A 19,038-nucleotide genomic window follows, 5' to 3' on the forward strand; every position below is an offset into this window, starting at 1 on the left:
GGCGGGGGCCGAACGGATGGCGGCGGGCGACGTCCGTGATTCGTAAGAACCGTGCGTCCGCTATGCGGCTTTTGCGCTCGTAGGGTGGTGGCCATGACCGACGTCGTACTCCCCTGTCTGGACGAAGCCGCCGCGCTCCCCCGGGTGCTGGCCCGGATCCCCGCCGGCTGGCGCGCGATCGTGGTCGACAACGGCTCCACGGACGGCTCCGGCGACCTCGCCCGCGCGCTCGGCGCCACCGTCGTGCACGAGCCGCGGCGCGGCTTCGGCGCCGCCTGCGCGGCGGGCCTCGCGGCGGCCACGGCCGAGCTGGTCTGCTTCTGCGACTGCGACGGCTCGCTGGACCCCGGCCTGCTGCCCCTGCTCACCGGCCGCATCACCGGCGGTACGGCGGACCTCGTCCTCGGCCGCCGCCGCCCGACCGCGCGCGGGGCGTGGCCCCTGCACGCGCGGGCGGGCAACGCGGCGCTGGGCCTGATGCTGTACCGCCGCACCGGGGTGCGGCTGCACGACCTGGGCCCGATGCGGGCGGCCCGGCGGGCGGCGCTGCTGGACCTCGGGGTGGCGGACCGGCGCAGCGGGTACCCGCTGGAGACGGTCGTACGGGCCGCGGACGCGGGGTGGCGGATCGCGGAGCTGCCGGTGCCGTACGCGCCGCGGACGGGGAAGTCGAAGGTGACGGGGACGTGGCGGGGGACGTGGCAGGCGGTCCACGACATGAGCGGTGTCCTGCGGGGCGACCTGCGGCCGGCACCGGATGTCCCGCGGCCCGCGCCGGAGGAGGGCGCGGGCGGCGGTGCGGGTACCCCTTCCGGCCCGGGCGGGCGAGCCAGGGGAACGACGGCTGCCGGGGCGGGGCCGGGTGAGGGCGCGGGTGGCCGCGGCGCAGGGCCGGGGTCCGGTTTCGGGGCTGCACCCCGGTCGGGTTCCGGCCGTCCGGAGGACGACGGCGCCGGTACCCGCGCGTCCGGGGCCGACGGGACGGTACGCCGTTCCGGCAGCGGTGCCGCCGCGGCCGGGCGGGGTGCGGGGGCCGGGCGGTGAGCGGCGGGGGCGTGACCGTACTCGTCATCGCCAAGGAGCCGCGGCCCGGCCGGGTCAAGACCCGGCTCACCCCCGCGTACACCCCGGCGGAAGCGGCCCGGCTCGCGGAGGCGGCGCTGGCCGACACCCTCGCCGTCGTACGGGACCTGCCCGCGCGGCGCCGCGTGCTCGTGCTCGACGGCGCGCCCGGCGACTGGCTGCCGCCCGGCTTCACCGTCGTACCGCAGGCCGCGGGCGGGCTCGACGAGCGGCTGGCCGCCGCGTTCGGCGCCTGTACGGGCCCCGCGCTGCTCGTCGGCATGGACACCCCGCAACTCACCGCCGCCCTGCTGGCACCCGCCCTGGCCGACGACGCCTGGTCCACCTGCGACGCCTACCTCGGCCCCGCGCCGGACGGCGGCTTCTGGGCGCTGGGGCTGGCCCGGCCGGACCCGGAACTGCTGCGGGGCGTACCGATGTCGACGCCGCACACGGGCGCGGCGCAGCACCGCCGGCTGGTCGAGGCGGGCCTGCGCGTACGGGAGTTGCCGCCGCTACGGGACGTGGACACCCCGGCGGACGTCCCCCGGGTCGCCGAAGCCGCCGCCCGCGGCAGCCGCTTCGCCGCGACGGCGGCCGACCTGGGCGCGTGGTCCCGCGCGGGTGGTGCGGCAACCGCACCGGGCGACGCGGCACCGGGCGAGGCGACCATGCACCCCGCGACCACGCACCCCGCGGCGGCGGACAGCGCGGCACCCGGCCGAGCCGCCGGATGACCTCGCCCCCACCCCGCCGCACCCCCGACCCCGCCCCGCCGGGCCGCGCGGCTGCCCGCTCCGACGCTCCCCAGTCCCTGCCCCACCCCGCCGCTCCCCCGGCCCTCCGCGACGTCCCCGACGACGCCTGGGACCGCGCCGATCCCTACGCCCGTGCCCTGCGCAGCGGTGCCGGGCCGCTCTTCCTCCGGCGGCGCGACGGGTGGCTGCTGCCGCTCGACGTGGAGCGGTGGTGCGGGGTACCCGACGGGGGTGACGTGACCGTGCTGCGGCGGTGCACCGGGCCGGTGCTGGACATCGGCTGCGGGCCCGGCCGCCTCGTCGCCGCGCTGGCCGCGCTGGGGCGGCCCGCACTCGGCGTCGACGTCAGCTCCGAGGCCGTCGCGCACGCCCGGTCGCGGGGCGCCGCCGCGCTGCGCCGGTCGGTGTTCGAACCGCTGCCCGGCGAGGGCCGCTGGGGCACCGCACTGCTCGTCGACGGCAACGTCGGCATCGGCGGCGACCCCGCCGCACTCCTCGCCCGGGCCGCCGCGCTGCTGCGCCCGCGCGGGCGGCTGGTCGTGGAGGTCGCCGCGGACGACGACGTGGACGAACGCGTGCACGTCCACGTCACGGACGGAACCCACGGCACCCCCGGCACTCACGGCCCCTTCGCGGGCCCCCGCCCCGACCGCACCCCCTTCCCCTGGGCACGGGTCGGGCTCCCCGCCCTGCTCAGGTACGCGGCGGCGGGCCGGTGGGGGGAGGAGGACCGCTGGACCGCGGGCGGGCGACGGTTCGCCGCGCTGCGAGCACCAGAGCCGACGCCGCGAACAGCGCGGCGGTGATGAGCAGCCAGCGGTGCAGGAAGACACCGGCGGGCAGCGCGGTGACGGTCTCGTAGCGGCCCACCTGGCGGGTGATGAGCGGGAAGTAGACCAGCAGCAGCAGCCCGGAGACGGCGGCCGGGAAGCGCACGTAGTTCACCAGCCGCGGGCCCAGGACGCGCTGGGCGCCGCGGTCCGCGAGCGAGTAGAGGGGCAGCAGCGCCAGGTCGTGCAGCACCGCCGCACCGGCCAGCCACAGGGCGACGCCGAGGGGGTCCTTGCCGAAGAGGCGGACACCGGCGTAGCCGGTGAGCGCGAAGGAGGCGAGGAGGAGGGCGAGGGTGGGCAGCGGCCCGGGCGCGAGCAGCCGGCGTACGGCCCCGGGAGCGGCCCGTTCGGTACGCGATCCGCCCGCTCCCCCCGTACCGCCCGTACCGCCGGACCCGCCCGATCCCTCCGTACCTCCGGACCCGCCCGATCCGCTCTCCTGCCGGCCCGGGGTCACGGCAGTTCCCCGAACGTCAGCCTCGTGACCCACTTCGTGTTGTGCACCCCCGGGTTCGCCGGGACGATGATCCGCGCCGGGTACCCGTGATCGCGGGACAGCGGCGCGCCGTTGACGTGGAGCGCCAGCAACGACCGTGGATCGCGTACCTGGTTGGCCCGCAGCGACGCCGCGCGGAACGCCCCCTTCTGCTGCGCCGACTCCGCGAACACCCCGTCCCCTTCCCCCGCGCCCACCAGCGCGGCCAGGTCCGCGAGCCGGACCCCGCGCCACAGTTGGTCGTCCGTCGACCAGCCCTCCACGCACGCGATCGGCAGCGCCGCCGTGTGCTGCGGCAGCGCCAGCAGTTCCGCCCGGGTGAGCACCGTGGGGCGGCCGTTCCCTGCGCGTACGGCCAGGCGCCAGCGCTCGCCGATGTCGGCCGGTTCGATGCCGAGGTCCGCGGCGGTCTTGTTGATCTGGAAGCCGTTCGGCCCCTCGCCCGGGTCCGCGCCGCCGTGCGGGGCGAGCAGCGCGGTGCGGCGCAGCGGGCCGCCGATGCTCTGCCCGGCGGTGACCGCGACCAGGCCCAGCGACCCCGCCCCCACCAGCGCCGCGGCCCCGCGGCGCGAGATCGTCGGCGGCGCGGGGTCCGTGGCCCGCAGCTCGTCCATCCCCCGGTCGTGCAGCCCCCGGCGCAGCTTGCCCACGCGGGTGGCGAGGTGGACGGCGAGGGCGCCGAGGAACACCCAGGCGCCGTAGAAGTGGAGGGTGTAGAAGGAGCCGGGGAAGACGTAGAAGAGCTGCATGTTGAGGATGCCGGTCGCGAACTCGAAGAGCCCGCTGCCCACCAGCAGCAGCGTCGAGGCGCGCTCCAGCGCGTGCCGGGCGGAGCGCAGCGGCGGCCAGGCGAAGAGGCGGGGCAGCACGGACCAGAGCTTCGCCAGCAGGACGGGGACGAGGGCGACGCCGAGGGTGACGTGGACGCCCTGGTTGAGGCGGTAGAGCCAGTACGGGTCGGTGGGCCAGGAGAAGAGGTAGAAGCCGAGGAGGCCCTTGCCGGGGGTGGTGTCGTTGCCGGGGAGGCCGGGGTTGTAGGCGGCGTATGACAGGAAGCCGGTCAGCAGCACCAGGGGCAGACCGGCGAGGAGGACCGTGCCCATGAGCGCGGTGAACCACGGGCCGCGCAGCGGGCTGCGCCAGAAGGCGGGGCGGAACGGTCCTGGCGGGGGCAGGCCGGGCCCCGGGGCGGTGCCGGGGCGGGGGGCCGGCGGGCGTACGGCGGACATGGACCGACCGTAGGCCGGGGATACGCCCGTATCACCGCACCGACTCCTGACGAAAGCGTGACGTCGCCGCGCGTTCCCGGCGCGGGCGCCCCGCGGCTGCCTAGCGTGACGGCGTGACCTCCTCGCCCATCCGGCCGCCCGCCGCTGGAGCCGTGCCCGCCCCCGGAGCCGGGACGGGGGCCGGGACCGCCGTCGCCGCCCCCGCCGCCGGGCGCCGCTGGGACCTCCTCGCCGCCTTCCTCGCCGCCGCCGCGATCGCCGCGGCCGTCGTCATCGGGCGGGCCATCAACGGCTACGACATCCTCCACGTACGCTTCCCGCCCCTGTCCGCCGTCTGGCTGCCGCACTACGGGCCCGGCACCCCCGCGGCGCTCGCCGTCGCCGCCGCCGTCGTCGCGTACGGGCCGCCGCTCGCCGACCGGCTGCCGTGGCGGCTGCTGCTGCCGGCCACCTGGGCGGCGGGCATGGCGTGGATCTGGTCGCTGGCGCTGGTCGACGGCTGGCAGGAGGGCGTCGCGGACCAACTGACGGCGCCGAACGAGTACGCCCGGCCCGAGACCGTCGCCCGCTTCGCCGACCTGGGGCACGCCGTACGGACCTTCACCGAGCACATCCTGATCCAGACCCCCGACAACTGGCCCGCGCACATCGCCGGGCACCCGCCCGCCGCGATCCTGACCTTCGTCGGCCTGGACCGGGTGGGGCTGGGCGGCGGGGCGTGGGCGGCGGTCTTCTGCATCACCGTGGGCGGGTCGGCGGCGGTCGCGGTGCTGGTGACGCTGCGGGCGCTGGGCGGCGAGGAGCGTACGCGGCGCGCGGCGCCGTTCCTGGTGCTGGGGCCGTGGGCGATCTGGGCCGGGGTGTCGGCGGACGCCTACTTCGCGGCGGTGGCCGCGTGGGCCCTGGCGCTGCTCGCGCTCGCCGCGACGGGGACGGCCCGGCGCCCCGCGGTGGCGGCGGCGGGTGCGGGGCTGCTGCTGGGGTGGGCGGTGTACCTCTCGTACGGGCTGACGCTGCTGGTGCTGCCGGTGGCGGCGGTGCTCTGGTACGCCGCCCGCGGCGGGCGGCGGGGCGCGGTGCTGCGGACGGTGCCGTGGGCGGTGGCGGGCGCGCTGCCGGTCGCGGTGGCGTTCACGGCGGCGGGCTTCTGGTGGTGGGAGGGGTACGAGCTGCTGCACGAGCGCTACTACCAGGGCTTCGGCGGAGACCGCCCGTACGGCTACTGGGTGTGGGCGAACCTGGCCGTCGCGGCGCTCAGCGCGGGCCTGGCGGCGGTGGCGGGCGCCCGCCGCGCCGTACGGACCGCCTGGCGGCGGGGCACGGCGAGCCCGCCCGCGTACGCCCTGGCGGTGATGGCGGTCGCCGGGCTCGCGTGCCTGGTGGCGGCGGATCTCTCGGGGCTCAGCAAGGCGGAGACGGAGCGGATCTGGCTGCCGTTCACGCTCTGGCTGCTGCCGGCGGCCGCCCTGCTCCCGGCCCGCGACCACCGGGCCTGGCTGGGCGCGCAGGCGGTGGTAGCGCTGGTCGTGAACCATCTGCTGGTCACGAGCTGGTAGCGCCCGGACCCTTCCCGGCCCCCGTCCCGGTCGTCTCCGGATGTCAGTGGTACGGCGTACCGTCGTACATATGTGCCGAAGCATCAAGACCCTGCGCCCCCCGTTCGCCGACACCGTCACCGACGACGACATGCGGGCGGCGGCTCTGCAGTACGTACGGAAGATCTCCGGATTCCGCCACCCCGCGCCGCACAACGCCGAGGCGTTCGACAAGGCGGTGGAGGAGATCGCCGCGTCGACGCGGGAGCTGCTGGACTCGCTCGTCGTCCGCGGCGGCAAGGGCGCGGCGTAGCCGCCGGCAGGCCGCGGGAGGCCCGGTTGCAGGCTCCCGCCCCACTTGTGCCTGCCGTACCGGCTTCCCCGGGATCGGAGACCTGCGAGGCGGCAGGGAAATCCGAGTCCCCCGGCTACCGGCCGACCGCCCGCCCGCGCTACGGCTTGCGCCCCACCCCGGCCAGTCCCAGGACCTTGGGCGGCTCGCCGAACACGGTGGGCTCCGGGCGCCAGCGGCTCATGGAGACCACCCCCGGCTCCTGGAGTTCGAGACCGTCGAAGAAGCGGCCGAACTCCTCCGGAGTGCGGGGGAACAGCGGTGTCGCCGCCCGCTCGTCCCAGTCCTCCCGGGCCTCGGCGTTGGCCCTCAGTTCGGTCTCGTCGGCGAGCGCGGGATCCATGGTGGCGTGCGTCGCGACCAGGAAGCTGCCGGAGGGCACGGCGTCGAGCAGCCGGGCGACGATCCCGTACGCCTCGTCGAACTCGGGCACGAAGTGCAGGATGCCCAGCAGCATGACGGCGACGGGCTCACCGAAGTCCAGCGTCTTCGCCGCCCCGGCGAGGATGTCCGCCGGCCGCCGCAGATCGGCCTCGATGTAGCTGCAGCGGCCCTCGGGGGCGCTGGTCAGGAGCGCGCGGGCGTGCGCGAGGACCAGCGGGTCGTTGTCCACGTACACGATGCGCGCCTCGGGCGCGGCGCGCTGCGCGACCTCGTGCGTGTTGTCCATCGTCGGCAGCCCGGTACCGATGTCGAGAAACTGCCGCACCCCCGCCTCCCCCGCCGTGAACCGCACGGCCCGCCCGAGGAACGCGCGGTCGGCGCGGGCGATGTCCACGATCTGCGGAAAGACGGCCTTGAACTGATCGGCGGCGGCGCGATCGGCGGGGTAGTTGTCCTTCCCGCCGAGAAGGTAGTTCCACACCCGAGCCGACTGCGCCACACCGGTGTCCACCACATGGCGGGGGCCGTGGTCCATGAGGAGTGCCCTCCTTCTCGTCGGACAGGCGCCGGTCGGCGACGGAATGCTGTCCCACTGCCGCAGCATGTCCCGGTCGGCCGGCCTGGCCTCTGCACCCAGCCTACGAACACCCCGCATCACGGCATCGTTTTGGCTGGCTCTTTAAGGTCGGCGGCACAGGCCGCCCGTTCAGCTTCCGGGGTTGTGTGTGCGCCGCCGGGCGTCGGTCATCAGTTTCTCCAGCAGTTCGATGAGCAAGTCGCGCTCCTGCGCCGACAGATCACTGACGAGTGCGGCCTCGCGGCCGAGGACGACGTCGACGGACCGCTCGATGAGCGCATGGCCGTCGGCCGTCAGTGAGACGTCGACGGCCCGGCGGCCGGTGGTCCCCGGCGCGCGCTGGACGAGGCCGTCTCGTTCGGCCCGGGCGACGCGCTGTGAGATCGCTCCGGCCGTCACCAGTGTCCGCCGGGCGATCTCGCGGGTGCTGAGCGCGTAGGGCGGCCCTGAGCGGCGGATGACGGACAGCAGGTCGAGGGTGGCCGCGTCGATCCCCGCTTCGCGCAGTACCCGTGTGCGGTCGTCGGCGAACAGCTTCGCCAACCGCCAGATGGGGGTGACGATCTCGATCGACTCGGTCGGGGTCCCGGGGCGTTCCCGCCGCCAGGCCGCGGCGATCTCCGCGGCCGGATAGGGAGGCGGGGAGTCCCCTGATGCGGCGGTGCCGTCAGCCACGGTGCAGTCCCTTGCAAGAGGCGGGTATGTTTAGATCTAAACGTACAGTGAGGAGGGGGAACCTTGACCCGCACCGTGCTTGTCACCGGAGGAACCAGCGGCATCGGCTACGCCATCGCCGCACGGTTCGCCGCCGACCGGGACCGAGTCTTCATCACCGGACGCCGTCCCGGCACCGTCGGCCAGGCCGCAGAAGAGCTGGGCGTGCACGGCGTGACGTGCGACGCGACCGACCCCGCGCAGGTCGCGGAACTCGCCGCCAGGTTCGGTGAACTGGACGTCCTGGTCAACGCGGCCGGCGGCCTGCCCCGGGCGGCACCCGGAAACGTACCGCCCCTGGAAGCGGTGCTGGCCCAGTGGCACTCCAGCCTGGCCCAGAACCTGCTCGGCGCGGTCCTGACCACCACCTCCGTCCGGGACAAACTCACCGCGGGCAGCTCCGTCATCAGCATCGGCTCGATCGGCGCCGAACGCCGGGGCGGCTCGTACGGCGCGGCGAAAGCGGCACTGGCCGCCTGGAACGCCTCGCTGTCCGGCGAACTCGGCCCTCACGGCATCACCAGCAACGTCATCTCCGCGGGCTACATCGCGGGCACCGACTTCTTCCGGGGCCAGATGACCGACGAGCGCCACGACGCGCTCGTTCAGGAGACACACGACAAGCGACCGGGCACGGTCGAGGACATCGCCGAGATGGCGCACTTCCTTGCCTCCCGGGGCGCCCGGCACGTCACCGGCCAGACCGTTCACGTCAACGGCGGAGCCTTCACCACGCGGTGAACTCCGCGTCGTGAGCGACACACCACCCGTCGGCGACAAGGTTACGGCCGACGTCGATCAAGTCCGTGCGTCCCGGCGATCCGTCCTCGCTCCACGGTGACCGGTTCGCGGGGCCCGCCCCCTGGCGCGAGTACCGGGAGCCAGGGGGCGGGAGTTCAGTGCCCGGGGTGTCTGCGGAGGAGGACGTTGGCGTCACTGACGGCGGACAGGTCCCCCGAGGCGCGGGCCGCGGTCCGGCCCGCGGCCAACTCGGCACACCGTCCGCACCCGGCGACGGGCTCGGGCTCCACGAGCGGCCACGCGTCGGGCAGTTGCACCGGATCCGCCATCCGCGTCCACGGACCGTCGCTCACGGCCGCGCCCTTCGCGGCAGCGGCGCGGTTACCGTGATCCGCCCGCGGCCGAGTTCGAGGTCGTTCTCGCCGCCGGTGGTCATGCAGTACCCGCCGGCCTGGTGGACCGCCAGCCGCAGGATGGCGCTGCCCTCCCGGTCCCGGCTGATCCGGTCCCACGAGTCGACCAGGCATAAGGGGCGGGCGGCGGCCTGCCGCATGGCGTACGTCATCGCCTCCCACCGCGGCCGCGGCCAGTTCGTCAGCGCGGCATCCCCCCGGTCGACCCACTCCCCGGCGACCACCCAGCCCCGCTCGACGGCGTACCGGCGGCATCGCGTTATCCGCTCGTCCAGAGCGGCGGTCGCGAGCGTGGCGTGCCGGTCGTAGAGAAACGCGAGTGCGGGCCGGGCGGGTGTGCCGGGGGCTGGGGTTTCCATGACGCTCACCTGTCGTCGGTGATCAGATCGTCACCGACCGTAAGGCCCGCGCAGGCGCGGCCACCATGGCACTATGCCCCGGGGCCGATCGAAGGTGCTAATGAGCGTGAGGACGACGTGCAGGTCACAGGGGCAGTCGTACGGTGTCCGCCAGCTCGCGCATCTCCGGGGTCAGCGTCCGTCGACGTTCGACCACCCGGCCCACGATGTCCCGCGCATACCGCTGATGCGGCAGCCATTGCGGCGCCGCCGAGCGCACCTGACGCAGCGTCGTCATTGCGTCCGAATAACGGCGCAACCGCACCTGCGCGTTCGCCACGTCCAAACGATGCCGACTCCAGTTCGCCAACGTCGTGCGCATCCCTCCGGTCGCCAGCGGTTCCGCCAAGGCCAGCACATGATCGGGCTGATCCAGGATCATCGCGTTCTCGCACTCCTTGAGTGCGACCGTCGTGGGGCCGAACATGCGAATCGGGTCCGCGCCAGACTGCTGCTCATGACCGATCACGACGGCTGCTGCCTGCGCCATCCGCAGAGCATCCGCTGCTGCGCCGTCCCGGGCATCCCGCACCGACGAGTTGGAGACGCGGAGCAGCATCCAACCCCACGCGGCCAGTTCGTCCGCGGTTGCCCGGGACAATCGGGCTGGCTCCGCATCATCCGCCCACCGCACTGCATACTCATGTGCTTCTCCGAGTCGCCCCTGCCGAAGTAGCAGCCAACACAGAGAGTTGACCATCGCAATGCCCTGGACGTGATCCCCCGCGTCCTGCAAGTGCCGGGACATCAGCTCCTCGGCGGCGTCGAACTGACGAGTCTGAGTGAGCAACCATCCAGTCAGAAGCATCACCCGGAACCGCAGGTGACGCCCTTCCCGCGTATGGGCGGCCAGGATCTCGGCGTCTCGGAGCAGGCGCGGCAGCACGTCCGCGATCTCGACAAACTGGTGCCGGGCACGGAGCTTCAGCATGTCCTCTAGAGCGGACCGCACGCCCTCAGCGGTGGGAGGCTCGGTGATGTCGTCCGGAGGTGGAGAGGAAAGGGCCTGCCGCACGGGCGCCCACCGGTCGAACGTCGGCGGGTCGGCGGCTTCATCGGTACGGCTGCGGATGAGACTGCTGGTAGGTACGCGCAGTGCGACGGCGAATCTCCGGGCGGTCTCCAGCCGCGTGTCGGTGAGTTCGCCCTGCTCCAGCTTACGGACCAGAGAGACGGACAGGCCGGCGGCTGCGGCTAGCTCCCGCTGCGTCAGTCCACGGCGCTTGCGTACCGATCGCAGACGGTCGCCGATGTGCTCTTCGGGATGATCGGGCATGCTGACTCCCGTTCTGAGACGACACCAAAACCGTACCCGCGGGACACCCCGCGATTACCCCGCAAACGGCCCCGTCCGCAGACGGTTACGCCGCCGCGTCCGCCTCCCCCAGGACCAGCATCACGTGTTCGTCCTCGCCGTTCCAGTCCGAGCCCGTTTGCTGGAAGCCCAGCCGCTTCAGCAGCCGGACCGAGCCCTCGTTGCCCACGTACGGGTCCGCGTGGAGGGGGCGGTTGGGTTCCAGGTCCAGGAAGGCGGCCACCGCGCGGGTGCCTATGCCGCGGCCCCAGAACTCCCGGCCGAAGACATAGCCCAGGAACCGGCGGTCTCCGTCCCACCAGGCCACCACACCACCCGCGACCTTGCCGTCGACCTCCACCGTCTGCACCAGGCCCGTCGGGTCCCCCAGGATCCGCTCCCGCCAGTGCGTCATGAAGCGCTCCCGCTCGCGCGGCGGGAAGTGGGACCGGCGGACGTTCTCCGGGTCGTGCTCGTGCGTGAAGAAGACCTCCAGGTCCTCCTCCACCACATCTCTCAGCAGGATGTTCTCCGTCATGCCACCGAGTCTCGCACCCACCACTGACATCGCCCCCCGGCCTTGCTGAAGCCATGAATCACTGCTTCAATCCTTCCCATGCCCTACCGCCGCACGCCCGCCGTCCAGGCGCGGATGGACGGCCGGCGGGACGCCGTCCTCGGCGCCGCCCGCGCGCTGCTCGCCGACGAGGGGTACGCGGGGTGCACCGTCGCCGCCGTCGCCGCGCGGGCCCGTATCGCCACCGGCAGCGTCTACCGGCACTTTCCGAGCAAGTCCGTGCTCGCCGTCGAGCTGTTCCGCAGCGTCGTCACCGCCGAGGTCGACGCCGTGTCCGCCGCGGCCCGCAGGCCCGAAGACCCCGCGGAGGGGGTCGCCGCCGCCGTGGAGACGTTCGCGCGCCGGGCCCTCGCCAGTCCGCGGCTGGCGTACGCGCTGCTCGCCGAGCCCGTCGACACCGCCGTGGAGGCCGAGCGCCTCGTCTTCCGGCGGGCGTTCCGCGACGTCTTCGCCGCGCGCATCGCCGAGGGCACCGCCAGCGGGCGGCTGCCCCGGCAGGATCCGCTGCTGACCGCCGCCGGTCTCGTCGGGGCGTGCGCGGAAGCCCTCATCGGGCCGCTTTCCGGTGCGGTCACGGGGGGTGCCCCCGGGCCCCGCACCCCCGCGCACCTCGTCGCCTTCACCCTGCGAGCCCTGGGAGTCCCCCGTGCCGACCACCCATGAGGTCACCAACCAGCCCCCGCCCCTCACCTCCTACGACGTCTCCGCCTACCCCGCCCTCCTGGAGTCCCTCCGCACCCACGGTGCCGGCTGGGCCGAGGACGAGGTGCGCGAGCTGGGGCTCCTCGCCGGCGGGCCGGAGGCCCAGGAGTGGGCCCGCTGCGTCGAGGAGCAGCCGCCAGTGCTGCGTACGCACGACCGCTACGGGCACCGGATCGACGAGGTCGACTTCCATCCGCACTGGCACGACCTGATGCGTACCGCCGTCGGGCACGGACTGCACGCCGCGCCCTGGCGCCGGCGCACCCCCGGCACGCACGTCGCGCGCGCCGCGAAGCTCTTCGTCTGGGGCCAGACCGACGCCGGGCACCTGTGCCCCGTCTCCATGACGTACGCCGCCGTCCCCGCCCTGCGCACCTCGCCGGACCTCGCCGCCGCGTACGAGCCGCTGCTGACCTCCGCCGCGTACGACTTCGGGCTTCGCCCGCCCACCACCAAGTCCGGCCTCATCGCGGGCATGTCGATGACGGAGAAGCAGGGCGGCTCCGACGTACGCGCCAACGCCACCCGCGCCGTACCGAGCGGCGACGGCGACGGGCTGTACGCGCTCACCGGGCACAAGTGGTTCACCTCCGCGCCCATGTCCGACGTCTTCCTCACCCTCGCGCAGGCGCCGGGCGGGCTGTCCTGCTTCCTCGTCCCGCGCGTGCTGCCGGACGGCACCCGCAACGCCATCCGCCTCATGCGCCTGAAGGACAAGCTCGGCAACCGCTCCAACGCCTCCGCCGAGATCGAGTACGAAGGGGCGGTCGGCCACCTCGTCGGCGACGAGGGCGCGGGGGTGAAGACCATCATCAAGATGGTCAACATGACGCGGCTCGACTGCGCGCTGGCCATCGCGGGCGGCATGCGCCTCGGCGTCGTCCAGGCGCTGCACCACGCCGACCACAGGCGGGCGTTCGGCGCCCGGCTCGCCGACCAGCCGCTGATGGCGAACGTGTTGGCCGACCTCGCCGTGGAGGCCGAGGCGGCGACGGTCGCGAGCATGCGGCTGGCGGCCGCCGTCGACCGGGGCGAGACGGGCACCGCCGGCGAGACGAACGGCGCCGACGGGACGGACGCCGGACAGGAGGCGCTGTTCCGGCGGATCGGGCTCGCGGTGACCAAGTACTGGGTGTGCAAGCGCGGTCCCGCGCACGCCGCGGAGGCGCTGGAGTGCCTGGGCGGCAACGGGTACGTCGAGGAGTCCGGCATGCCGCGGCTGTACCGGGAGGCGCCGCTGCCGTCGATCTGGGAGGGCTCGGGCAACGTCGCCGCCCTGGACGCGCTGCGCGCGATGGCCCGCAGGCCGGAGACGGTGACGGCGTTCTTCGCCGAGGTCGACGCGGCCGCGGGCGCCGACGCGCGGCTGGACACGGCGATCGGGCGGCTGCGCAAGGACCTGGCGGACGTGACGGCGGTGGAGTACCGGGCGCGGCGCGTGGTCGAGTCGATGGCGCTGGTGCTCCAGGGCGCGCTGCTGCACCGGCACGGCGACGCGGCGGTGGCGGACGCCTTCTGCGCGAGCCGTCTCGACGGCGACGGCGGCCTGGCCTTCGGCACGCTGCCGCCGGGGGTGGACACGGACGCGATCCTCAAGCGGGCCCGCCCGTCGGGCGGCCAGTACGGCAGAAGCTGAGGCGGGTGGCAGAAGGGCGCGGGTCCTGGTGATCATGGAGTTGCGACGCTCTGTGATAACTGGGGAGACCCGTGCCCGCGCTGCCGTCATGACTCACCGAACCGCTCTGGTAGCCAGCGCCGAGACCCTCTCGCCTCGCACATCGACGGAGCCCGGGGCGGTTCCGGGGCTTCCTCACCTTGACGAGCGGGAGAGGTCTGCCACGTGAACCCGAATGTCTTTGGCCTGGCCGTAGGTGCCAAAGGCCCCGACATTCACGGCTTCGCCGGGATTCAGGCCGAGGTCGACTCTGTCCTGGTCGAGAACCTCACCGGAGGGGTCGACGAACCGGATCTGCGCGGATACCTGGGAAGTGACGGATGATTCGTTCTTCAGCCGGATGCTGGCGCGAACCAACGCCCCGTCGATCCGGCACGTCACGACCGTAGCCGTGGCGCCATCCGCCCGTGTGGGTTTCGACTGCGGATCACAGCTCACCTCGCCCGCGCCATCACCGCACCCCCCAACCGCCGGAGAAACAGCAAGCAATACGGCCACAACGGCGACAATGCCGCGACGCATACCCCACCCTTTTTCTCGCACAATGCCGCACAAGAGGCTACGTGAACCAGGCGATCAGAGGCCGAGGTCGGCGGTGTAGGTCGGGTCGCGGTCGGCCAGGAGCCGGGAGATGTCGGTGGCGCGGTGCTGGGCGCGCTGGGCGGCGGGCTGGTCGCCGGTCGCCTGGGCGGCTTGGGCGAGCACGGTCAGGGCCACCACCAGGGCAGCCTGGAGGCGGTCCGGCTGGTCGCTGAAGCGCATCAACTGCCGTACGGCCTGGTCGGCGAGGTCACGGGCCGCGGCGGGCCGGCCGGCGTCGGCCAGCAGTTGTGCCTGCCGGGCCATGGCCAGCCCTCGCAGGGGGCCGTAGTAGCCGGGGTCGGCGGGCTCGTGCGCGTGGAAGCGGTCGGCGGCGGCTGCGGCCCCGGCGACGGTGTCCGGCAGGGCCGCGGGGGTCCGGTCGTTGCCCGGGGGGCCGCCCAGGTCCCGGGCGGCTCGGGTGAATGCCTGCGGTGGGAGCGGCAACGCCTGCGTCGAGGAGGCGGGGAGGTAGCCGCGCAGGCCGTCCCGTTCCGCACGCAGACCCTGGAGCAACGCCCGCAACGCCGGGCCCCGGTCAGCCACGCCGGACACCAGCGTCGCCGCCTCGTCGAGGGTGGCCGCCGCGTCGGCCACCTGGCCCGCGACGGTCTGCAGCCGACTGACCACCTGCAGAATCCTGGCCAGCTCGGCCGTCTCCGACACACCCTCATCGGCGTGCCGCCGCAGGACCGCCGCCACTTCCAGGCCCTCGCCGATCGCTTCGCGAACCTTGCCCGATATCTGCTCCCACAGGCCCTGCATCCGCGCCTCGGCAAAGAAGTCGGCGCTGAACGTGAGCCCGTACACCGCAAGTCGGGCCCGGGCCTGGCGCCCCCGGGGACCGTCGGCGCGGGCGGCCGCGGCCACGCCGGCCTCGTAGACACGTTGCGCCTCCTCACGCAGGTCTGCCGCCTCCAGCGCCGCTGTCACCACACTCAGGTAGCCGACGACCTCACCGACGACATCGTCGACATCAGGCGCCGCAGCGGCGGTCCGGCCGGTGGTCTCCAGGATCTCGGCGCAGAGTTCCCAGCAGCGCTGCGCGGGCCGCAACGCGGACGCCGGGTCGCCGGCCACCATGAACGCGGATGCCTGACGCCACAAGGCCCGTGCGAGCCGCCGCCTGTTCGCCACGGTGCCGGACCTGCCCGCCAGTTCCTCGGCGGCCTCGGCGGCGCGCCGCGCAGCGTCGATGGCGGGGCCGCTGCCGGGGGCGGACACCGCCAACTCGTCGGCGAGATCGGCGAGGTCGGTGGACTCGGCAGGAGCGTCGGGATCGTCGGCATGCTCAGCGCCGGAGGCCGGCTGGGGCCGTTGCCGTGACCGTCGCCAGAAACCCATGTTCCCCCCGGCCTTGAATCGGCAGAACTCCCGTACCGCTGCACCTCATTGGAACAGCGCCGCGCACCCCGGCACACCCCAGCGTTCGAACATGACCGATTACGGACTCTCTGCGACCGACAACATCGTGGACCGCTCACACCGGCCACCGCGCCGGACCCCGGCCACCCCTGCCCCGCGCGGGTCAACTCCCGTTCATCGCGGGCACCCTGTGCAAGTCGTCCCGGTCGTTCGATACTTCGGTCCATCCTGCACGCCGCACCAGGGGAGGGACACTTGTCCGCCTACTCCAGACGCCGCGCCGTCGCCACCCTGTCCGCCGCCGTCGCCGGTGGCGCGCTCGCCGGGGGGCTCACCTCGTCCGCCCAGGCCGCCGACCGGGGCGACGGCAACCGCGGCCGGGGCCGCGGGCCCGCGCCGCTCAAGCGGGCGCACGCGCACAACGACTACCTCCACGAGCGCCCGCTCCTCGACGCGCTCGACCACGGCTTCGCCAGCGTCGAGTCGGACATCTGGCTGGTCGACGGCCAACTCCTCGTCGCCCATGACGAAGCGGAGCTCGACCCGGCGCGTACGCTCCAGGCGCTCTACCTCGACCCGCTGGCCCGCCGCATCCGGGCCAACGGCGGCCGCGTCTACAAGGGCCACAAGCTGACGCTGCAACTGCTCATCGACCTCAAGACCGCCGGCGACCCCACGTACCGCGCGCTGTCCGAGGTACTGCGCGGCTACGGGTCGGTCTTCAGCTCCGCCACCGGCGGCAAGGTCCGGCGCCGCGCGGTGACCGCCGTCATCTCCGGCGACCGCGGCGCCCGCGCGCCGATGGAGGCGGAGAAGCTCCGGTACGCCTTCTACGACGGCCGCCACGACGACATCAACTCCGGTGTCCCCGCCTCGTTCATCCCGCTCATCAGCGGCAACTGGAACTCCAGCTTCACCTGGCAGGGCACCGGCACGATGCCGGCCGCCGAGCGCGACTGGCTGAACCTGATCGTCCACACCGCCCACCGGCAGGGCCAGACCATCCGCTTCTGGGCCACGCCCGACGCCCCGGGTGAGGCGCGCGACAACCTGTGGCGCACGCTGCTCGACGCGAACGTGGACTGGATCAACACCGACGACCTCGCGGGCCTGCAGACCTTCCTCCGCAAGCACGACGCCTGACGGGCCGCCGCCGGGGCCGCGGGACTCACACCACGTACGCCCCCTCCCGCGCCGCCACCGCCGCCGCCTCGGCGGCGCGGTCGGCGGCGGCGGGGTCGAGGGGGTCGCCGCTGGCGAGGAGGCGGTAGTACAGGGGGGCGGAGACGGCGCGGACGACCTCGTGCGGATCCGTGCCCGCGGGGAGTTCGCCGCGGGTCACCGCCTGCTCGACGCAGGGGGCCCACTCGGCGATCCGGATCGCGTAGAACCGGTGCAGGGCCGCCGCCGCACGGTCGTCGCAGGTGGCCGCCGCGATCACGGCGCGGAACAGCGCGCCCTGCCGCGGGTCGGTGAGGGTGTCGAGCACGAGCCGGGCGTTGGCGCGCAGGTCGCCGATGAGGGTGCCGGTCTCGCTACGCGGTACGGACTGCTCCGCCATGTCCGCGAGCAGGTCGGCGACGAGCCCGGTGGCGGAGCCCCAGCGGCGGTAGACGGTGGTCTTGCCGACCTCCGCGCGGCGGGCGACGTCGGCGAGGTCGAGGTGGGCGAAGCCCTGTTCCGCCAGGGCGTCCCCGGTGGCCCGGAGGACCGCCGCGCGGACCCGGGCGGTGCGGCCGCCGGGCCTGAGGGTGCCGGGATCGGGCTCGGAACTCATTAACGGTTCTCCAGTTTCATTAGTGCCGGGTTCTCTGCTACCTTCGGTTCAGCTTAACGGAACATTAGTCCCGTTAGCTCGCTCCGAAGGGAACCTCCATGTCCGTCCTCGACCGAGCCGTCACGGCGCCCACCGCGCGCATGACCCGGCGGCAGAAGCTCGTGCTCACCCTCCTCCTCGGCGCCCAGTTCATGGTCGCGGTGGACTTCTCCATCCTCAACGTCGCCCTCCCCGTCATCGGCGCGGGGCTCGGCTTCCCCCTCGCGCACCTGCAGTGGATCGCCACCGCCTTCGCCCTCGCCGCCGCCGGCTTCACCCTCCTCTTCGGCCGGATCGCCGACCTCTTCGGCCGCAAGCGGCTCTTCCTCGGCGGCATGGCGCTGCTCGGCCTCTCCTCCGTGCTCGGCGGCCTCGCCACCTCCCCCGGGATGCTGCTCGTCGCCCGCGTCCTCCAGGGCCTGGCCACCGCCGCCGTCACCCCGGCCGGGCTCTCGCTGCTCACCACCGCCTTCCCCGAGGGCCCGCTGCGGCAGCGGGCCCTCGGGCTCAACGGGGCGCTGATGTCCGCCGGGTTCACCGCGGGCGCCGTACTCGGCGGACTGCTCACCGACCTGCTCTCCTGGCGCTGGGCGTTCCTCGTCAACGTGCCGGTGACCGCCGCCATCCTCGCCGTCGCCCCGGCCGTCATCGCCGACTCCCGCCCCGCGGACCGGCCCCGGCTCGACCTCCCCGGCGCGGTCACCGTCACCGGCGGGCTGCTCGCCGTCGTCTACGGGCTCACCCACGCCGGCGAGGCCGGCTGGACCGAGCCGGTCACCCTCGCCGCGCTCGGCGCGGGCGCCGCGCTGCTCACCGCGTTCTGGTTCGTGGAGAAGCGGGCGGAGAAGCCGCTGGTGCCGGTACGCATCCTGCGGCGGCCCACCGTCGTCTGGGGCAACGCCGCCGGGCTGGTCGCGTTCCTCACCGAGACCTCGCTGGTCTTCCTCCTCACCCTCTACCTCCAGGAAGTCCTCGGCTACACCCCGCTCGCCACCGGCCTCGCCTTCGGCGTCCTCGGCCTGGGCACCGTCCTCGGCGGCACCCTCGGCGGCCGGGTCGTCGGCCGCGTCGGCAGCCGCGCGGCGATCGTCTACGGCGGCGCGGCGCAGGCCGTCGCCACCGCGGCGCTGCTCGCTCTCGGCACGTCCGGCGACTGGATCTGGCTGCTGCTGGCGGCGACGTTCGCCGGCGGGGTCGGCAACATGCTGATGATCACCGGCTTCATGGTCACCGCCACCTCGGGCCTGCCCGACTCGGAACAGGGCCTGGCCACCGGCCTCGCCACGATGACCCAGCAGGTCGGCATCACCATGGGCATCCCGGTGATGAGCGCCATCGCCACCGCGCGCATCACCGCCGCCGACGGCACGGGCCCGGAGGCGGTGCTCGACGGGGTCAGGACCGCGGTCGGCGTCAACGCCGCGCTCGTGCTCGCAGGGGCGCTGGCCGCGGGGGCGCTGCTCGGCCGTCGGCGGCAGGCGAAGACGACACCGGGGACACCGGCGGCGCCGGGGCGGTGAGTCTCGTACGGGGCCGCC

20 protein-coding genes and 1 pseudogene are annotated in these 19,038 nt (G+C 74.1%); 10 read left to right on the forward strand and 11 right to left on the reverse strand.

Annotated features, from left to right (window positions below; all coding sequences use genetic code 11):
• Positions 1 to 93: 93 nt before the first annotated feature.
• The 3 genes and pseudogenes from ACFYVJ_RS29910 to ACFYVJ_RS29920 all read left to right on the forward strand — a co-directional run.
• Positions 94 to 786 (forward strand): annotated as a pseudogene (locus ACFYVJ_RS29910) (glycosyltransferase family 2 protein); the annotation flags it as partial.
• Positions 787 to 1,040: 254 nt separating this feature from the next.
• A complete protein-coding gene (locus tag ACFYVJ_RS29915; RefSeq protein ID WP_388897987.1) occupies positions 1,041 to 1,799 on the forward strand; it encodes a DUF2064 domain-containing protein in 759 nt (252 codons plus the stop codon).
• The gene (locus ACFYVJ_RS29920; RefSeq protein ID WP_388897990.1) at positions 1,796 to 2,626 is read left to right on the forward strand and encodes a class I SAM-dependent methyltransferase; all 831 of its coding nucleotides are present in this window, start codon (positions 1,796 to 1,798) and stop codon (positions 2,624 to 2,626) included. Before ACFYVJ_RS29915 ends, ACFYVJ_RS29920 begins: the two co-directional genes overlap by 4 nt.
• Here ACFYVJ_RS29920 and ACFYVJ_RS29925 read toward each other — a convergent pair.
• Positions 2,514 to 3,110: a hypothetical protein gene (locus ACFYVJ_RS29925; protein ID WP_388897993.1), complete on the reverse strand. Its 597-nt coding sequence runs from the start codon at positions 3,108 to 3,110 to the stop codon at positions 2,514 to 2,516. The two genes, ACFYVJ_RS29920 and ACFYVJ_RS29925, sit on opposite strands and share 113 nt — an antisense overlap.
• Positions 3,107 to 4,378 carry a molybdopterin-dependent oxidoreductase gene (locus tag ACFYVJ_RS29930; RefSeq protein ID WP_388897996.1) on the reverse strand — a complete coding sequence of 424 codons (1,272 nt, stop codon included), beginning with the start codon at positions 4,376 to 4,378 and terminating at the stop codon, positions 3,107 to 3,109. The genes ACFYVJ_RS29925 and ACFYVJ_RS29930 overlap by 4 nt, the downstream gene beginning before the upstream one ends.
• 113 nt (positions 4,379 to 4,491) lie before the next feature.
• On the opposite strand from ACFYVJ_RS29930, the gene ACFYVJ_RS29935 reads away from it, so the two are divergent.
• Positions 4,492 to 5,934 carry a hypothetical protein gene (locus tag ACFYVJ_RS29935; protein ID WP_388897999.1) on the forward strand — a complete coding sequence of 481 codons (1,443 nt, stop codon included), beginning with the start codon at positions 4,492 to 4,494 and terminating at the stop codon, positions 5,932 to 5,934.
• 70 nt (positions 5,935 to 6,004) lie between these two features.
• The gene (locus ACFYVJ_RS29940; RefSeq protein WP_388898002.1) at positions 6,005 to 6,226 is read left to right on the forward strand and encodes a DUF2277 domain-containing protein; all 222 of its coding nucleotides are present in this window, start codon (positions 6,005 to 6,007) and stop codon (positions 6,224 to 6,226) included.
• Positions 6,227 to 6,365: 139 nt separating this feature from the next.
• Here the strand turns inward: ACFYVJ_RS29940 and ACFYVJ_RS29945 are convergent, their stop codons facing one another.
• Both ACFYVJ_RS29945 and ACFYVJ_RS29950 read right to left on the reverse strand, forming a co-directional pair.
• The gene (locus ACFYVJ_RS29945; protein ID WP_388898005.1) at positions 6,366 to 7,184 is read right to left on the reverse strand and encodes an SAM-dependent methyltransferase; all 819 of its coding nucleotides are present in this window, start codon (positions 7,182 to 7,184) and stop codon (positions 6,366 to 6,368) included.
• A 171-nt stretch (positions 7,185 to 7,355) separates the two neighbouring features.
• Positions 7,356 to 7,901 carry a MarR family winged helix-turn-helix transcriptional regulator gene (locus ACFYVJ_RS29950; protein WP_388898008.1) on the reverse strand — a complete coding sequence of 182 codons (546 nt, stop codon included), beginning with the start codon at positions 7,899 to 7,901 and terminating at the stop codon, positions 7,356 to 7,358.
• Positions 7,902 to 7,964: 63 nt separating this feature from the next.
• Between ACFYVJ_RS29950 and ACFYVJ_RS29955 the strand changes: the two genes are divergently transcribed.
• Entirely contained in the window at positions 7,965 to 8,681 is a 717-nt protein-coding gene (locus ACFYVJ_RS29955; protein ID WP_388898011.1) for an SDR family NAD(P)-dependent oxidoreductase, read from the forward strand.
• A gap of 155 nt (positions 8,682 to 8,836) precedes the next feature.
• Here the strand turns inward: ACFYVJ_RS29955 and ACFYVJ_RS29960 are convergent, their stop codons facing one another.
• The 4 genes from ACFYVJ_RS29960 to ACFYVJ_RS29975 all read right to left on the reverse strand — a co-directional run bounded on the left by ACFYVJ_RS29960 (position 8,837) and on the right by ACFYVJ_RS29975 (position 11,324).
• The gene (locus ACFYVJ_RS29960; protein WP_388898014.1) at positions 8,837 to 9,034 is read right to left on the reverse strand and encodes a hypothetical protein; all 198 of its coding nucleotides are present in this window, start codon (positions 9,032 to 9,034) and stop codon (positions 8,837 to 8,839) included.
• Positions 9,031 to 9,453, reverse strand: coding sequence for a recombinase family protein (locus tag ACFYVJ_RS29965; RefSeq protein WP_388898016.1), 423 nt, complete (start codon positions 9,451 to 9,453; stop codon positions 9,031 to 9,033). The genes ACFYVJ_RS29960 and ACFYVJ_RS29965 overlap by 4 nt, the downstream gene beginning before the upstream one ends.
• 124 nt (positions 9,454 to 9,577) lie before the next feature.
• The gene (locus ACFYVJ_RS29970; protein ID WP_388898019.1) at positions 9,578 to 10,768 is read right to left on the reverse strand and encodes a helix-turn-helix domain-containing protein; all 1,191 of its coding nucleotides are present in this window, start codon (positions 10,766 to 10,768) and stop codon (positions 9,578 to 9,580) included.
• Positions 10,769 to 10,853: 85 nt separating this feature from the next.
• Complete coding sequence (locus tag ACFYVJ_RS29975; protein ID WP_388898022.1) at positions 10,854 to 11,324, reverse strand: GNAT family N-acetyltransferase; 471 nt, start codon at positions 11,322 to 11,324, stop codon at positions 10,854 to 10,856.
• 78 nt (positions 11,325 to 11,402) lie between these two features.
• On the opposite strand from ACFYVJ_RS29975, the gene ACFYVJ_RS29980 reads away from it, so the two are divergent.
• Entirely contained in the window at positions 11,403 to 12,026 is a 624-nt protein-coding gene (locus ACFYVJ_RS29980; RefSeq protein WP_388898024.1) for a TetR/AcrR family transcriptional regulator, read from the forward strand.
• Complete coding sequence (locus tag ACFYVJ_RS29985) at positions 12,010 to 13,701, forward strand: acyl-CoA dehydrogenase family protein (RefSeq protein ID WP_388898027.1); 1,692 nt, start codon at positions 12,010 to 12,012, stop codon at positions 13,699 to 13,701. Before ACFYVJ_RS29980 ends, ACFYVJ_RS29985 begins: the two co-directional genes overlap by 17 nt.
• Positions 13,702 to 13,875: 174 nt before the next feature.
• Here ACFYVJ_RS29985 and ACFYVJ_RS29990 read toward each other — a convergent pair whose 3' ends face one another.
• Both ACFYVJ_RS29990 and ACFYVJ_RS29995 read right to left on the reverse strand, forming a co-directional pair.
• Positions 13,876 to 14,262, reverse strand: a complete 387-nt coding sequence (locus tag ACFYVJ_RS29990; RefSeq protein WP_388898029.1) for a hypothetical protein — start codon at positions 14,260 to 14,262, stop codon at positions 13,876 to 13,878.
• A 54-nt stretch (positions 14,263 to 14,316) separates the two neighbouring features.
• Positions 14,317 to 15,663: a hypothetical protein gene (locus ACFYVJ_RS29995; protein ID WP_388898031.1), complete on the reverse strand. Its 1,347-nt coding sequence runs from the start codon at positions 15,661 to 15,663 to the stop codon at positions 14,317 to 14,319.
• Between the two features lie 276 nt (positions 15,664 to 15,939).
• Here ACFYVJ_RS29995 and ACFYVJ_RS30000 point away from each other — a divergent pair, with 276 nt between their 5' ends.
• Positions 15,940 to 16,827 (forward strand): phosphatidylinositol-specific phospholipase C/glycerophosphodiester phosphodiesterase family protein, encoded by an 888-nt coding sequence (locus ACFYVJ_RS30000; RefSeq protein WP_388898034.1) that lies wholly within the window; start codon positions 15,940 to 15,942, stop codon positions 16,825 to 16,827.
• Between the two features lie 25 nt (positions 16,828 to 16,852).
• On the opposite strand, the gene ACFYVJ_RS30005 is transcribed toward ACFYVJ_RS30000, so the two are convergent.
• Complete coding sequence (locus ACFYVJ_RS30005) at positions 16,853 to 17,461, reverse strand: TetR/AcrR family transcriptional regulator C-terminal ligand-binding domain-containing protein (RefSeq protein WP_388898037.1); 609 nt, start codon at positions 17,459 to 17,461, stop codon at positions 16,853 to 16,855.
• 98 nt (positions 17,462 to 17,559) lie between these two features.
• On the opposite strand from ACFYVJ_RS30005, the gene ACFYVJ_RS30010 reads away from it, so the two are divergent.
• Positions 17,560 to 19,020, forward strand: a complete 1,461-nt coding sequence (locus ACFYVJ_RS30010) for an MFS transporter (protein ID WP_388898039.1) — start codon at positions 17,560 to 17,562, stop codon at positions 19,018 to 19,020.
• Positions 19,021 to 19,038: the final 18 nt, after the last annotated feature.

It is taken from the genome of Streptomyces sp. NPDC004134 (assembly GCF_042874195.1).
In the GTDB taxonomy this organism is placed as follows: Bacteria; Actinomycetota; Actinomycetes; order Streptomycetales; family Streptomycetaceae; genus Streptomyces.

What these genes read in the sequence shown, in the direction of transcription:
- ACFYVJ_RS29920 (WP_388897990.1), top strand. Translation starts at nt 1,796, where the DNA reads ATGACCTCGCCCCCACCCCGCCGCACCCCCGACCCCGCCCCGCCGGGC.
- ACFYVJ_RS29930 (WP_388897996.1), bottom strand. Translation starts at nt 4,378, where the DNA reads ATGTCCGCCGTACGCCCGCCGGCCCCCCGCCCCGGCACCGCCCCGGGG.
- ACFYVJ_RS29940 (WP_388898002.1), top strand. Translation starts at nt 6,005, where the DNA reads ATGTGCCGAAGCATCAAGACCCTGCGCCCCCCGTTCGCCGACACCGTC.
- ACFYVJ_RS29945 (WP_388898005.1), bottom strand. Translation starts at nt 7,184, where the DNA reads ATGGACCACGGCCCCCGCCATGTGGTGGACACCGGTGTGGCGCAGTCG.
- ACFYVJ_RS29965 (WP_388898016.1), bottom strand. Translation starts at nt 9,453, where the DNA reads ATGGAAACCCCAGCCCCCGGCACACCCGCCCGGCCCGCACTCGCGTTT.
- ACFYVJ_RS29970 (WP_388898019.1), bottom strand. Translation starts at nt 10,768, where the DNA reads ATGCCCGATCATCCCGAAGAGCACATCGGCGACCGTCTGCGATCGGTA.
- ACFYVJ_RS29975 (WP_388898022.1), bottom strand. Translation starts at nt 11,324, where the DNA reads ATGACGGAGAACATCCTGCTGAGAGATGTGGTGGAGGAGGACCTGGAG.
- ACFYVJ_RS29980 (WP_388898024.1), top strand. Translation starts at nt 11,403, where the DNA reads ATGCCCTACCGCCGCACGCCCGCCGTCCAGGCGCGGATGGACGGCCGG.
- ACFYVJ_RS29990 (WP_388898029.1), bottom strand. Translation starts at nt 14,262, where the DNA reads ATGCGTCGCGGCATTGTCGCCGTTGTGGCCGTATTGCTTGCTGTTTCT.
- ACFYVJ_RS29995 (WP_388898031.1), bottom strand. Translation starts at nt 15,663, where the DNA reads ATGGGTTTCTGGCGACGGTCACGGCAACGGCCCCAGCCGGCCTCCGGC.
- ACFYVJ_RS30005 (WP_388898037.1), bottom strand. Translation starts at nt 17,461, where the DNA reads ATGAGTTCCGAGCCCGATCCCGGCACCCTCAGGCCCGGCGGCCGCACC.
- ACFYVJ_RS30010 (WP_388898039.1), top strand. Translation starts at nt 17,560, where the DNA reads ATGTCCGTCCTCGACCGAGCCGTCACGGCGCCCACCGCGCGCATGACC.